Genomic DNA, 15,114 nt, shown 5'->3' with positions numbered 1-15,114 from the left:
TGAGCTCTATCATTCTTTTGTATATCGCTCTTTCGAGGGGGGTATGGAGTTAATGATGCCAGTTCAAGTTGGGGGGGTGTGTGAATAATTTTTGGAACGAATTTGTGTAATTAAGTGGGCGGTTTAGATAATCAATATTTTACTTGTAGTAGCTCAAACCTGAGCTGACAGTTACCCATTTTTCAGAGGTATCTGTCAGTTTAGGTTTAAGCTCTATTCTTAGCCGCCCAAACCAGTTTATCATCGAGTTAAGTCTCCTCGATTGATAAAGTATTAGCTAAAAAACTGTGTTTCAGGCATACCTAGTCTGTTTGTTTAATGCTTTGATCATAGCATAAGCTTCCCTACTTGAGCATTGTAATTTATCATGCTCAAGCTGTCGCCGAGTAACTGCTTTATCCGATGCATGACGGCTTCAGAGGTGGAACAGTAACCCTCCCGTAAAATAGTCTCATGCATAATTAGAGTTCTCCCAGTACAATGAAAACTCACTGCTAAATTTCGCGGATGTCCTTGTTCCCAGTAGGCAACCCCATCGCGAAGGGAATAAAACTAAAAGCCCGTTTACGGCGGATAACAGCATGGCACTCTCGAGTGTCATAGGCTCCATCTCCTGAAATCGTATGGGTTTTTCGGTGAGTTTGTTTGAGCAAATTTGGCTGTCCACTACTTTAGCGCATTAAAGTCGATTGAATTTATACTCTTATCAATGTTATTCAACCAAGTGACTAAATATTCTTGCTGCGATTTGGACTGTTTTTTCTTACCTACGGTAATGCTCTCCACAGGGTGCTTAATTAACTTTGCAATACAGGTATGCTCATCGTTCACCACACGGTTCCAACGAACACCGGCATCAGAGCACGCCTGCATAATAGCAATAAACCCAGCCTCAGCATCACCAGTAAAACCAAACAGCCGCGAGCCTAGTCGACGTTTTTTGGGGTAATCTGATAAATCAACTTCAACAATCATCAAAGGTATCAGCCTAAAGGTGAATTGAGCACAATGAAATGTTCTTGGCTGTCTAGTGTGCTTATTTAAATACATAGTTGATGAGTTTGTTGGCTTAGGAAGTTCCATACAATGAGTAGCTACATGTTGATAATCTGGAAGTTTCATTAGTAACTCTATTGCTTGCTCGAACAGCAAAAATTGACTGGTTGAAGCGGCTATTTTTAGCTCTTGGTCTATTTCAGGTTCATTTGCATCACTACGGTTGATAGCCCAATCAAGCTCTTGTGCATTCCCCGCTTGCGCTCCATGGCCCACGGCAGACTCTTCGGGCGTTGGGATTTGTTCATTGTCTACTATCGGAGTGACCCTTTGTTCAGCCTTACCCGGCATAACTTCTGAGTAAATTTCATCGCCAAGGGTAAAGCTAAAGCCTTCTTCGCTGACCACATCTCGTTTTCGATGACCACCAAGGATTGCCTGTAAATTCAATTGTGGATCGGGATCTGACGGAGGAACTTCCGGGCGAAAACCATTTGATGGTTCTATAGGTATAACTTCTTTTTTGGTTGGGTGATATATATAAACTATCTTAGGATAGTCAAATTTTGGGTGGTAAACCCCTTTTATTTCAATGACATAAAATAAGCTTTTATCGTGCTCATCATAATTGCCAGCCAATTTTAAGTACCAACCATTTAGAGGTGGCGGTTCAAAATCAAAGCGCCAAAGTGGCTCCTGTGATGCTTGTAAACTAGCATAGATACTGTCAAAACTCTTTCTGGCAGCTTTATCAAACATCAACCAAATAAGATGTTTGCAGGCACTTTTTGAGTTCAGGTTTGTTAGTGGGTAATCAGACATGCGGTTAAAACGAATAGTACTAAATTCAGCATTTTCAGTGCTCAATGCCATGCCATTCAAACCATTAGGTCTTAAAGCCGTTCGTGTTAAGTGAAAATTATGCAAAAACAACGTTCTTGCTAATTCTAAACAAGGGATCACAACTCTTATATTGCCATCGATAAATATGACATTGTTTGGCCCAAGTGCTGAGTTTGTTTTTCTTAAAGGACCATCACAATACACCTCCAAAATAGTACGGTCTGTAGCGGGTATCCTCTTCTTATTCTCATATTGGGAATTCATCACCAGCATAGATATGACTTCGGCGGGTACAGAAATGTTTGGATGCCCAGAAAATTTGATATCAATTAATGGTTTGATTTTGTTGTTGAGCGTGCGCTTACTCCTGATTTTGCCGATTTCTATCAACGGGGCACTCTGAGGAAACGAGCGAACTTCTCTGCCAGGCTGGGATGTCCAATCTGAGAATTTCCCGTGCAGGTTGGCGACTACGTTGACGACTGAGTCCAGCATCTCGTTCAATTTCACAGACAGGCCTTAAATAGTCTTTTTTATCAAGTAGATGATCCATAACACAAGCTAACCGCCTTGTCTGGTACTCTTCGACAGATTCGCTATACCGATCAAAAAACAAACTACATAGAGGTAACAGGTTGAGCTTGTTCAACATTCGGTTTAATTGGTTGATTTGCTTGGAATACCAGTTTTTTGAACGTCTAGGCCCTTTTAGTTGACATATTAGGCTCCATTCAAGTTTAAGCAACTGCTTAACAAAACTAAGATCCCTTTGGTGCCAATTAACCCTGTTGTTCACATAGTTTTTTACAGCGGCAGGCTTATTGCCTTCGAGCCATACCAAACAATGGCGGTACAGCCAAGTATATAAACGTGCCCCCTCCCTATAGCTTCTCAGGATTTTCAATGACGCGTCTGGGTTAGACCTCATCAATTGAAGCCATTCGTTTTGATAATTAGTCATATCAGCCTGCTTTACGGGTATAACCAGAGAAGGTTCAGGCTCAGTGGCATTTGGAGTATTGGCAACTTGATGTAAAAAACGGTCTAAGGTGGACTTATTTTTATCGAGAGCTAAACAGACAACAAAATACTGCAAATAACTAAATGACCGCCGATGCTTACGAAACATAGCAAGCAACCAGCTGTTTTGTTTTTTTAATTCTAATCCCTGCTTGGTTAACCATTGGTCTCCCCAGTAATCACGCACTGCACTCGAGATTTTTTCATGATCTATTCGATTACCCTTCATTAACTGCTGTGACAATGCCAGATGTCGGAAATAGCAAGACCACTGCAGATAACTTAAGGTATCACTTGAGTAATTGAACAAATCCTCAATTAGACAGGCTAATTGGCATAATTTAGGCTCTGCAATCTGAGCAATGAGTGAAATGTCTAACTGCCAAGGTAATCCTGTAAATTGATGACGATGTTCTGATTGAATAGCAATTGGAGTGGAAACTAATAGGCAATGGTGTTTAGGACAAGCTTCCACTCCTGCACATTGAAAAAGCCTACGAGCATAATAAAAACCTAACGTATCTCGCTGCTTTTTAAGACAAAGAGGGCATACCTGATAAGTTGAGGGCCACATAAGCAACCCCGCATTCATTCCTGTTCGCAATGAACTTGAGTTGGTGGTTCCAACAATCAGGTTGTTCATGATCTCTTGATAGCGTTGACGAGGAATAAATGGCTTAAAGATCGGTAGTAAGGTGTGACTTTTAATGACTTGTTCAGGTGAAGCTAACCAGATATGCCCTATATGCTCAAGTAACTCTTTGATATGGCCTTGAAGCAAAGCAGAGGGAACCACTTTTCTGTTCCCGAATAACATATCCAATGCAACTTTGTCATTGATTAGTCCATGCTGCTTAATGAAGCGCGTTAACAGTGAACCGAGTAACTCATCCGGCTGGACAATGGGGAAATGGGTTAACATACCAACCACCAAAACTAAACTCACTAACGAGAGTATAGTTGGTGAAACGACAACTAAAGATAAGGCGTAATATCCAATATCATGCCTGCCCTTTTCATATTTTTATAGGTCGACATAGGGGTATCGGTTCGCAGTAACCTTAGATCATTTTCAACATAAACAGGTTTGAGCTTTTCTACCTTACTTCTTACAGGCTTGGCAGGCTGACGATGCATTTCGCTTAATGATTTTATATGGGCAACTAAACCAAACAAATCTTCTTCAGGTTTTTCTTCCAAAGCTTGTTTTGCTGTGAGGGGGGCAATATCTGCACCAATACCCACTCTAATGAGCAACTCTGTTAGCTCAGTAAGTTTGTCTGATGCAATATCATTACTACTGACCTCTACCTTCGATATTTCGCCCCCAAGACCTTTGATACGAATAATATCTGTTGGTAAGTCTAGATCTGCGTAATCAAGTATTTCTTTTTTTCTACCACTTTGAAGTGCTTTAATCATTGGATGAATTATGGATAATTCTTTGTTGAATACATCTAGCACTAACTTTTGATCAAGCACTTCGCTCTTTGCCATAACAGCTCTTGTCTGAGACAAATAAAACAATGATACAGCGACATGAGCAACGCCTTGAGTTAGCTCCCAAAACAATACTTTCATAGGTTCTGTGAGTGGCGTTGGGTTCTCAAACCACTGCAGTTTCCACATTCGCTGTAAAAATAGCTCCCATTCACTTTCCGCACCATCATTTGATAAATGCTCAAATCTGTTCCAATTTAGGCTACCCAACTGAGAAGCTCGACGTGCTGAGCGCATTGTTGGTGAAAAAAGGCCTAATGCGTTTGGTGTACCAACAAATAATACTGGAACCTTGATCACATTGGTTAGTGTTACAAAAAAATTCAATAGTTTTGACGCTCCTCCAGAACGTGCAGCCTGTAGATGCTGTATCTCATCTATCACAAGGATCCCAATAGAATGAAGGGCTGACACTCTTGCAATATCACCAAGCATTGATTCTGCGGAAGATTTAATCTTCACATACCTTTCTTCATAGTCAGAGCCAATCACATCATCAACTGCTCGGAAAAAGTGTATGCATAAGCTTTTCGCTGAGCCATCATGTGGACAATCAACCTTTAGCCAAACAAGTTGCATATGCTGATATTTGGGATGATATATCGCTTGATGTTGATATGAATCTAAAATAGCTTCAATTGCTGTTGTTTTTCCAGTGCCTGAACAACCTATCACAGAGCTGGCTAGAGCGGCACTACCTGCGTTTCTTGATACAACGGAGAAATCTACAATATCAACATCTTGCAAATTTCGTTGATAATCCGCTGTTGCTATATTCCGCCCGAGGTAACCTCTTCGTATCATCCCCGAAATCATTTGTTCTAATTGAAGATGTGCTTTTGTGGGATAAAGAAATTCATCTAAAATTCGCATCATGGCATGTCGACGGATATACCCTGGCAACGATTTCTCACTTGAATGAACTTTAGGGTAACGATTTAAAGCTTTCGCCGTAGCTTGGGGAGAGTTAATCAATGGCAGCGCATTAATCAGTGGATGACCTCGATAATCCACTATCTCTGGCTCAGAATATTCAGCCTGATGAATATTAATCATCGTCATCTCCCAAAAACTCATCAAGGGATGGGTAATCGATACTTGCTGAGCCACGTCCTGTTTTAATATCAACTACATCAGCTTTAGGGGGTACAACATTATATTCAGAGTTAGTAGTCACACGGTCCCGCTCAAGCTCTCGCTCATTATCTCTATTAGTCTTAATTCCGGCCAACTTTTGTGAATTTTTGAGCTTAGGGGCATTAGCTTTTCTTTTACGAGCCTGCTCAGCCAAATTTTCAATTTTCATCTGTAAATCCGGCTTTGTAAAATCCATCTCTTGCTTAGCTGAAGCTTCCGCTATCTTGGCTGATTTGAATATGCCTGCGGCCTCAACAAAGCTCATACCTTTAAAGCGACGACTTCTGTCTGATAGCTCACATACCCAATAAGACTGATAGTCATTATCTGGGCGAAGGTAGACCACATCTGTACGCCGAGGATCAAAAGCAATATCTACCTTTGCTGGTCTTACGTGCTTAAACCGATCAAACCATCCAGCTGCGATAGCTTCACGACAAGTGTACTTCAATCCTTTGAATCCAATCCCCACCTCGGAAACCGTCGCTTTTTCAGTTGGTAACAAGTTAACTTCAACCATATCTTTGGAGCATGGACGCAACTTGCCAGTACGATTTTTTATTCCCCAATTCCATAACTGTAGGGGTACTGCAGGTAAATCATCGGGCATATCTTCAGCAAAGTCATAATCTTTAACTACATGCCGAGTATTGTAATGAAGAATTATATGTATCACTGTTTCAGTGAATGCACTTAATGTGAGCTCTGCATCTAATTCGTAACGACGACCCAATCGCTTCTTACCATTGACAGGCTCAACAATACCGCCGATATAAGGCTTGAAGGTTGTTTGAAGAGTATTGAAATACCGTTCTACACCACCTTTGTCATCACCTCGATAAGAACGTGAATTGCTCAGTTGAATGTTAAAAGCATTCACCAACACATCTGCTTGCCTATGTAAAAGCTCACCTTTATCCGCCATGATCGACGCTGGCATCCCAACAGAAGGCCACATACTAGAATCAATTTCTATTCCATAGCTACGGCAATATTCTGTTTTATCAAGAAAGGCATTAGACATTGCCATCATTGCCGCAACCCAAGATGGATTTTCTAGGCCAACATAAAGCCCCGTAACCATTCGACTAAACACATCTTTGACGATATATACCACTGGCCTACCAATGATTTTATTGGGATCGTTCTCAGATACTAAATAAAGGTCAGCTATCGTTGCATCGATCTCATATCGGCCTCCGGGCCCAATATTCATAAAAGCTGAAGTACTCGTTAATGGCCTAATGTCTTTGTCATAGATTTTAGATGGTGTTCTTCGTCTTACGACATCATTCTTTCTATAGTTCGACTCATAGAAATAACGGAACTGACGTGGAGTAGGAATAGATGTTTTATCAGCATCAGGGTAACGAGATTTGTAAAGTCCAATAGCTTTACCCTTTGCATCTTTGAGCGATAATTTACCATTGGGGAGAAAAAAACCGTCTATCGCTAGGCTGAAAATTTCGGCAACATCGTCCGTAATAATGGCCCCAACACCTTCAGCTCTAGTTCGCTTTCGTCCAAGTTTGTTGCCAACATCTCGCCTAGGTTTACCTTTACCGCCTGATTTATGATAATCCGGCAGCAATGAGTTTGGTGTCATTCCACGTTGCCAATATCGACGCAGTTGACGAATAAAGTAAATTCGCGGCTTTCCTGTCTCTTCGACGGCGCTTCTAATAAGTCGGTTACGTGACCCTTTATCGAGTAGTTCATAGTGATCTTTCAATAATATTTTCAGTAAAGAATAAGCCTCATCTCGCTTCAAACCTTGCACACTTTCGCTTTCAACATGAGAGAAAGTAAAAGGTTCGCTGATGCTCTTTATTGATTGGCTATCGATAAGCTCTTGCAACTCTGACGTGGTCTTACATACTGGCCAAGCAGCACCATCATCTATATCGATCAACCAAATAAACTCAATAGCTTCGTAAACGACGCGCACTCGTTCACTTGAATTCGTGTATTGATAGACTTGATTAAAAAGCATTACCCACCCCAAATTCTAAGCTATCGTTCATTAAGAGCTCGATATCTTCGCATTTCCAATCAGTAAACGGGATTTCTAATGATGCTTTTAAATATTGATTGGCAATTCCGTAGCGAAAAACTCCGATATGGGTACCTTCATCTAACTGATATTCATCATCCAATTTGGCGCAATGGCGAGCAACGAATGCTTTGGGTTGCCTAGCTAATCGCGCAGCTAGATCTATGACATCTTGTTTGGAAAATGGATATTCGGCTTTAATATCTATATCGATGAGTGGTCTTATCCACTTCAAATTCATTTTGAGTTCGTTGGAAACCTCTTGATCAGTAAAAATAAGACAAGTTACTTTTTCATCCTCCCAATAAGCTTTTTCAATTTGAAGCTTTTCTCTAATTCTTTTTTTATCAAGCTCCAAAGCTGGCTTTACAGGGATAGCCAACTGAGATCCATCTGCAAAATCAATAAGCAAGTCCGTTGTCACTATCTTAAGCTCACCCTTTTCTTGTGGGTGACGGATGCCTAATTGACGACAAATAATTAAAGAGTCAATGAGTGGGATAGGGAACTGTTCTCGTATGTCGATGACCTCCTTATACCAATCGAACAACAAAAATGCCGCAAGCTCATTTCCAGAGTGAAAGTGGTGCACTCGGCCCACTGTAGCACTTTTAACACGAACGCTTTCTCCTGAGCTACTGAACTCACCGACTCTAATGAAAGGAATGTAATCCTTTCCAGTCCCTTCACCTCGTTTTTCATCTAAGCGCTTTTGGTCTTTCTTATTGAGTGGCTTATTTGCATCAGACATAAAAAACCTCCTACTAAGCTAAACTTAGCAGGAGGTAAGAAAACGATCAATCTTTATTGTATATGAACAGACTTTATTGTATCTGATCAAACTTTATTGTACTACGACAAAACTTATATTCTAAGCTATTCAGTTATTCAACAGTTACTGACTTCGCTAAGTTACGTGGCTGATCCACATCAGTGCCCTTAATCAAGGCAACATGATAAGAAAGCAGTTGTAGTGGGATGGTATAGATAAGCGGTGCCATAAACTCATCACAATGAGGAACCGGGATCACCTTCATGGTGTCATCTGACTCAAACTCGGCATCCTTATCGGCAAACACATACATCAGACCGCCACGAGCACGCACTTCTTCGACGTTAGACTTTAGCTTCTCTAACAACTCATTGTTTGGCGCAACCACGATAACTGGCATATCAGCATCGATAAGCGCTAATGGGCCGTGCTTAAGTTCACCAGATGCATAAGCTTCTGCGTGAATATACGAGATCTCTTTAAGCTTAAGGGCGCCTTCCATCGCGATTGGATATTGATCGCCGCGACCTAAGAATAGTGCATGGTGCTTATCGGCGAAGTCTTCGGCAAGCTCAGCAATCGCATCATCAAGACCTAGTGCTTGCTCTACTTTAGCTGGCATTGAAAGCAGGCTTTGGCTGATCTCGGCTTGCATCTCATCAGACATACCGTTGTAACGGCCAATAGCAGAGGTCAGCATTAACAGACCCGCTAACTGCACGGTAAAGGCTTTAGTCGATGCAACACCAATCTCTGCGCCCGCTTTCATCATGTACGCCATATCTGATTCGCGTACTAATGAAGAGCCAGGAGCATTACAGATAGTCAATGTTGCCTTATAACCCATCTCTTTGGCTAAACGCATTGCCGCTAAGGTATCTGCAGTTTCACCAGACTGTGAAATGGTCACAAGCAAGCTGTTAGGGAACAGGTGCGACTTGCGGTAACGGAACTCTGACGCGATCTCGACGTTACAAGATACGCCAGCCCAATCTTCTAACCAGTAACGTGCAGCCATACCCGCATGGTAACTGGTACCACAGGCGATGATCTGTACGTGTTTAATATCTTTTAAGAATTCAGCAGCGTTATCACCAAAGGCAGTATCTAATACTTTGCCAGCAGCGATACGACCTTCAAGCGTACGGGCGATTGCCGTTGGTTGCTCGTAGATCTCTTTTAGCATGTAGTGACGGTATTCACCTTTATCACCGGCGTCATGAGTGACTTCCGACTCTTTAACCTCACGCTCAACTGCATTACCGTCAACATCATAGATGTTCACGGTCCGACGAGTCACTTCGGCAACATCACCCTCTTCTAGGAAAGCAAAAGAGCGAGTGACAGGTAGTAGTGCTAGCTGATCAGAAGCGACAAAGTTTTCGCCAAGACCATAACCGATAACTAGTGGGCTACCGGAGCGAGCCACGATCATGCGCTCGCTATCACGACGGTCGATAACCACTGTGCCATAGGCACCTTCAAGTTGTTTTACCGTTGCTTGAACTGCTGCAAGTAGGGTCTTGTGAGTCTTTAACTCATGATGTACTAAGTGGCAGATCACCTCAGTATCGGTGTCTGACTCAAACACGTAACCTAAGCCTTTGAGCATCTCACGTAGCTTGTTATGGTTTTCAATAATACCGTTGTGAACAACCGCGATATCGCCATTTGACTGATGCGGGTGGGCGTTACGCTCGCTCGGCTCACCATGGGTTGCCCAACGTGTGTGCGCGATGCCCGTGCCACCAGCAAGAGGTGCAGCCTCTAATGCTGCAGATAATTCTTGTACCTTGCCCACGCGACGAGTTCTATTTAACTCACCATTATTTAATACCGCGACACCAGCAGAATCATAACCACGGTATTCGAGGCGTCTTAGGCCTTCAACCAGAATTTCTGCCACATCTCTTTGCGCTACAGCGCCAACGATTCCACACATATTTAGTTACCTAACCTCTCTGTATGAGAGTTAAACTGAAAGTTAAAATTTAAATTTGAAACGAGATAATTTAAACAAGCAGCCTGCTTGTAATAGTTACCCAGCATAAGGTGCAAGAATGACCCGCACCCCATGGTTAGAAATAGTCTCTAGCGCGTCTCTTGGTAACTTATCATCGGTTACCAATACGCTGATCTTGCTCCAAGGCAGCTCTAGATTCGGTATACGTCTACCCAGCTTTTCTGATTCGAGCATCACCACCACTTCTCGCGATACCTCGGCCATCACCTTACTCAAGCCTGTAAGCTCATTAAAGGTTGTGGTGCCGCGCTCAAGATCGATACCGTCTGCACCAATAAACAACTGATCGAAGTTGTAGGAACGCAATACCTGCTCGGCAATCTGACCTTGAAAGGACTCAGAGTGCGGATCCCATGTCCCGCCAGTCATCAATAAGGTCGGCTCGTTTTCAAGCTCATGAATTGAATTGGCAAGTGCAAGTGAATTGGTCATCACTAATAAGCCACGCTTATTGTTGAGCTCGCCGATTAAACCTGATGTGGTACTGCCGCTATCGATAATGATGCGGTTATGATCTTTAATCAGTTCAGCGGCCGCCTTAGCGATAGATAACTTGTTGGGAGCTATCTTGGCGGAGAACTGCTGAGTCACCTCATCAGGCACGGCGACGGCGCCACCGTATCGGCGTAACAATAGGCCCGTTTTCTCTAAAGTGGCTAAGTCTTTACGAATAGTGACTTCAGAGGTTTCGAAACGTAAGGATAACTCCTCAACACTCACTTCACCTTGCTGATTAAGCAGGCTAATAATGCTATGACGTCGCTGTTGAGTGTTTCGTTTATTCATAAAACCTTTCATTAAGTTTCGTTTCGAAAGAAGCATTATAGTGAAACGAAACTTAATTGCCAGTTTTGTACCTTTAAAATCGTTAAAGAGAGATATTTCAGGCAAAGAAAAGCCCCAACCCTAAGGTTGAGGCTTTTAATACGAACTAGACTTGAAGCCTATATTTACGGCTTAGTTTTAGAACTTAGCTTCCAATGCTAGGCTAAAGTGACGACCTTCACCAACGGTCACGTCAGTGTTGGTGCCACCGGCTAGGTAATCTTTATCAAATAGATTCTTCACGTTTACACGCACGCTGACATCGCTCCCCATCACATCCATAGTATATGCGGCGCCCATATCGAAACGTACATAGCCGTCTTTGCTAATGGTGTTACTGGTATTAGCAAAACGCTCACCCACATAGATGGCACCAAAGTTAAGCGCTAAGTCATCGGTCATCTCATAACGTGTCCAAACGTTTGCCGACCACTCAGGCGCATCGACTGGTGTCTTACCGTTTAGGCTATCTGTTTCAGGACGAAGATACTCAGCATCTAGGTACATCATAGAGCCTGTCATAAACCAGCTATCGCTTACCTGACCCTGTGCCCCCATCTCGAAACCTTTATGGCGCTGCTCACCAGATTGAGTCGTAATAGTTTGGCTGCTACCTTCGATCTCTTCAGTTACCGTCACATTTGATACTGTGATATCAAATACCGCACCGGTTAACAGCAGGCTGCCATCAAACAGCTCCCACTTGGTACCAATTTCATACTGCTCGCCGTACTCTGGGTCTAGGTTTTTACCATCGTTAACATCGTCAACATTGTTTACGATGCCTTGAGGAGTGAAACTCTTAGAGTAGTTTACGTAGATGCTACCATTATCAGCAGGTGAGTAGATCACGCCAAACTTAGGCGACATCGCGTAGCTGTTGTTACCCGCACCGTCTTTCTTCTGCTCGTCATAACGAACGCCTGCAAGCACTTGCCATTCATCGGTAATCGTCACTAAGTCTTGAACATAGAAGCCATAATGCTTGTATTCACTCTCATACTTAGTTTGGTCACGGTTGTAATCTAGATCTGGCTTAGGCATAGGCTGGCCTGGCATCACAACTTGATTCTTCTCACCCGACTCTTTTAGCTGACCATAGTAGTAGTCCAGCATGTTAGCGCCAATAAGCAGTTGATGCTCTATCTCACCTGTGTAGAAGTTACCAGTAAAATCAACAAAACCTGTCTTATGTTGCCAATCATCATAACGGTCAAATGGGCTGACATAGTAGCCATCGGTAAATGGATCTTCAGAGCCACTAATCAATGATGGAGAAGAATCTAAACGTTGGCGGTTAAACTGCTGGTCGTTATAACCAGCTTTCACTTTCCAATCATCTGTTAGGTGATAAGTAAGTTCGGCACCTAAGTTAGAGATAGTGTTGTCTGTGAATGCCCATGGCTGATCCCAGATAATGTCACGGCCACCAATTAACTCGCCGTTGCTGTCTAGCCAACCACCGCGGTCGATACCCGTCTTGTCTTGAGTGTGGTCATACTTAAGCGACAACATTAGATCATCGGTAATATCAAACTCTAAGTTTAAATAGCCTAACCAACGATCACGCTCTTGATTAGTGCCGTCTTGGTACTCTCTCCAGTAGGTCGTGTCTTGCTTAACTAACACTGTACGGTAACGAATAGTTTCGGCTTCGTTTAAGCTACCGCCAGCATCGAGTTGGAAACGTGTCGAGCCGTGCTCATCGGTATCGAAGCCAATATCAAGCATGGTTTCATAGGTCGGCTTCTTAGTCACCATGTTGATCAGTCCGCCAGGACCAGACTGGCCATAAAGCATGCTAGATGGGCCCTTTAGCACCTCAACTTGCTGTAGTGTTTCAATAGGTTGTACGTAGTGAGACCACTGTTGCTGACCATTGATCAAGAAGCCTGAACCTGAAGAGAGCTCAAAACCACGTATGTTGAATACTTGGCGGTTCCACTTTTCAGAGCCACCTGTCACGCTCGAGTCATTAACCAGCACTTCTGAAAGGTTAGTAGCTAACTGCTCATCGGTAACGAAATCAGGAATGACAGTGACAGATTGAGGTGTGTCTAGGATGTCGATATCGCCGCGCATAGCGCCTGAAGATGAGCCAACATTGTAATCGTTAAAGCTACGACCAGTAACGCTAATGCGCTCGATATTCGGCTCAGCCACAATAGCAGAGTCAACACTTGCATCCTCTGCCAGCGCTGATGATGAAGCCAGTGCAGCAACGATTGCCAGCCCTAAACGAGAAAACTTAAATGACGTCCCAACAGACATATCCAACCTCAAAATGACACATGAATGTATTAATTGAGTCGCAATATAAATGAGAACTATTTTTATTTAAGTTTCTTTACACTTCTTTACAGTGGCTAGTGACGCACTTCAAAATTACTCGTACCGAGCAACACTAACACACACAAATGCATCAATAAGTATCAACCCTATAGCCTTAATCCAATGCAGTAAACACCTAGACAAATGGTTAAATAAAAAGCAAAAAAAGCGACTATAGAGCCGCTTTTTTGTAATAATTAATCTTTATTTTTTCTGCTTAACGGGTCGTGCCCAGCCAGTCAAATGACGCTGCTTAACACGGGTAATGACCAACTCGTCTGCCGCCACATCTTTAGTGATAGTCGAACCCGCTCCCAGAGTAGCACCTTTACCTATAGTCACAGGTGCCACTAACTGGGTATCACTACCAACAAACACGTTGTCTTCGATAACTGTCTGGAACTTATTAGCACCATCATAGTTACAGGTAATGGTACCCGCACCAATATTAACACCACAACCTATAGTCGCATCGCCAATATAGGCTAAGTGTCCTGCCTTAGAGCCTTTACCTAGTACTGCTTTCTTCATCTCAACGAAGTTACCGATATGGGCATCTTCTTTAAGCTCTGCACCTGGGCGTAAACGCGCAAAAGGACCAGCACTCGCATCGACACCAACTTTAGCGCTCTCAACGATCGAATATGGCTTAATTACCGCGTTATCGGCAATCTCACAATCGATAAGAATTACGCCAGCGCCAATGGTTACATTATTACCGATAGTCACGCTGCCCTCGATAACCACGTTCACGTCGATCATCACATCCATACCTACGGTAACGTCACCGCGAATATCGATACGGCCAGGATCGCGCAGGTTTGCCCCTTCAAGCATGAGTTTCTCTGCAGCACGTGCTTGGTAAGCACGTTCAAGTTGTGCCAACTGTACACGGTTGTTTGCGCCTTCGACTTCAATCGCCGATTCAGGCTGTGCAGTGGTAATCGCCACGCCATCGTTATGCGCCATCGCCACGATGTCGGTAAGGTAGTATTCGCCCTGAGCATTATCCGATGATAACTGACCAAGCCAAGCTTTCAACTGCTTACCCGGCGCCGCCATAATGCCAGTGTTAATCTCATTAATGGCAAGCTGCTCAGCATTGGCATCTTTTTGCTCAATAATACCTACGACCTTACCTTGCTCACGTACGATGCGACCATAACCTGTTGGGTTAACGAGGTTAACTGTCAAGATAGCCAAGCCATTCTCTTCACGAGCAGCAAGTAATGCTTCAAGTGTTGATGCTTGAATTAAAGGCACGTCACCATAAAGAATCAGCACGGTATCATCATCGGCAATATTATCGTTTGCCTGTGCAACAGCGTGCCCCGTACCTAATTGCTCAGCTTGTAGCACCCAATTTAGCTGCTGTTCACCCAGTTTTGCTTGTAACTTATCGGCACCATAACCATAGACTAGCTGGATAGCGTCACTACCCACTTGATGTGCAGTATCGATTACATGCTGAACCATGCTCTTATGAGCGATTGGGTGAAGAACTTTTGGAAGATCTGAGCGCATGCGGGTTCCCTTGCCTGCGGCCAAAATCACTACATTCAGTGCCATCGGTTTATATCCTTGAGCTAATGCTTAAGCTAGTATTTGAGCTAA

Annotated in this window: 9 protein-coding genes and 1 pseudogene; all 10 read right to left on the bottom strand. The window is 43.2% G+C overall.

The window, feature by feature from the left end:
* Nucleotides 1-327: 327 nt before the first annotated feature.
* A pseudogene (locus L1D44_RS15045) lies at nucleotides 328-659 on the bottom strand (transposase); the annotation flags it as partial.
* A gap of 7 nt (nucleotides 660-666) precedes the next feature.
* Nucleotides 667-2,229, bottom strand: a complete 1,563-nt coding sequence (locus tag L1D44_RS15040; protein ID WP_239891891.1) for a hypothetical protein — start codon at nucleotides 2,227-2,229, stop codon at nucleotides 667-669.
* On the bottom strand, nucleotides 2,201-3,781 hold the full coding sequence (locus tag L1D44_RS15035; protein ID WP_239891890.1) for a TnsD family Tn7-like transposition protein: 1,581 nt from the start codon (nucleotides 3,779-3,781) through the stop codon (nucleotides 2,201-2,203). The genes L1D44_RS15040 and L1D44_RS15035 overlap by 29 nt, the downstream gene beginning before the upstream one ends.
* A 53-nt stretch (nucleotides 3,782-3,834) precedes the next feature.
* On the bottom strand, nucleotides 3,835-5,415 hold the full coding sequence (locus L1D44_RS15030) for an ATP-binding protein (protein ID WP_239891889.1): 1,581 nt from the start codon (nucleotides 5,413-5,415) through the stop codon (nucleotides 3,835-3,837).
* Nucleotides 5,408-7,489: a Mu transposase C-terminal domain-containing protein gene (locus L1D44_RS15025; protein WP_239891888.1), complete on the bottom strand. Its 2,082-nt coding sequence runs from the start codon at nucleotides 7,487-7,489 to the stop codon at nucleotides 5,408-5,410. The genes L1D44_RS15030 and L1D44_RS15025 overlap by 8 nt, the downstream gene beginning before the upstream one ends.
* On the bottom strand, nucleotides 7,479-8,300 hold the full coding sequence (locus L1D44_RS15020; RefSeq protein WP_239891887.1) for a TnsA endonuclease N-terminal domain-containing protein: 822 nt from the start codon (nucleotides 8,298-8,300) through the stop codon (nucleotides 7,479-7,481). The genes L1D44_RS15025 and L1D44_RS15020 overlap by 11 nt, the downstream gene beginning before the upstream one ends.
* A 133-nt stretch (nucleotides 8,301-8,433) precedes the next feature.
* A complete protein-coding gene (gene glmS / locus L1D44_RS15015) occupies nucleotides 8,434-10,263 on the bottom strand; it encodes a glutamine--fructose-6-phosphate transaminase (isomerizing) (protein WP_239891886.1) in 1,830 nt (609 codons plus the stop codon).
* A 96-nt stretch (nucleotides 10,264-10,359) separates the two neighbouring features.
* The gene (locus L1D44_RS15010) at nucleotides 10,360-11,130 is read right to left on the bottom strand and encodes a DeoR family transcriptional regulator (protein ID WP_239891885.1); all 771 of its coding nucleotides are present in this window, start codon (nucleotides 11,128-11,130) and stop codon (nucleotides 10,360-10,362) included.
* A 177-nt stretch (nucleotides 11,131-11,307) separates the two neighbouring features.
* Nucleotides 11,308-13,440, bottom strand: a complete 2,133-nt coding sequence (locus L1D44_RS15005; protein WP_239891884.1) for a TonB-dependent receptor — start codon at nucleotides 13,438-13,440, stop codon at nucleotides 11,308-11,310.
* Between the two features lie 264 nt (nucleotides 13,441-13,704).
* Nucleotides 13,705-15,069, bottom strand: coding sequence for a bifunctional UDP-N-acetylglucosamine diphosphorylase/glucosamine-1-phosphate N-acetyltransferase GlmU (gene glmU, locus L1D44_RS15000; protein ID WP_239891883.1), 1,365 nt, complete (start codon nucleotides 15,067-15,069; stop codon nucleotides 13,705-13,707).
* Nucleotides 15,070-15,114: the final 45 nt, after the last annotated feature.

The organism is Shewanella sp. Isolate13, from assembly GCF_022398325.1.
GTDB lineage: Bacteria > Pseudomonadota > Gammaproteobacteria > Enterobacterales > Shewanellaceae > Shewanella.
The sequence above is the reverse complement of the archived record's forward strand: the minus strand, read 5'-3'. Positions and strand labels throughout refer to the sequence as shown.

What these genes read in the sequence shown, in the direction of transcription:
- L1D44_RS15035 (WP_239891890.1), bottom strand. Translation starts at nt 3,781, where the DNA reads ATGTTAACCCATTTCCCCATTGTCCAGCCGGATGAGTTACTCGGTTCA.
- L1D44_RS15030 (WP_239891889.1), bottom strand. Translation starts at nt 5,415, where the DNA reads ATGATTAATATTCATCAGGCTGAATATTCTGAGCCAGAGATAGTGGAT.
- L1D44_RS15025 (WP_239891888.1), bottom strand. Translation starts at nt 7,489, where the DNA reads ATGCTTTTTAATCAAGTCTATCAATACACGAATTCAAGTGAACGAGTG.
- L1D44_RS15020 (WP_239891887.1), bottom strand. Translation starts at nt 8,300, where the DNA reads ATGTCTGATGCAAATAAGCCACTCAATAAGAAAGACCAAAAGCGCTTA.
- glmS (WP_239891886.1), bottom strand. Translation starts at nt 10,263, where the DNA reads ATGTGTGGAATCGTTGGCGCTGTAGCGCAAAGAGATGTGGCAGAAATT.
- L1D44_RS15010 (WP_239891885.1), bottom strand. Translation starts at nt 11,130, where the DNA reads ATGAATAAACGAAACACTCAACAGCGACGTCATAGCATTATTAGCCTG.
- L1D44_RS15005 (WP_239891884.1), bottom strand. Translation starts at nt 13,440, where the DNA reads ATGTCTGTTGGGACGTCATTTAAGTTTTCTCGTTTAGGGCTGGCAATC.
- glmU (WP_239891883.1), bottom strand. Translation starts at nt 15,069, where the DNA reads ATGGCACTGAATGTAGTGATTTTGGCCGCAGGCAAGGGAACCCGCATG.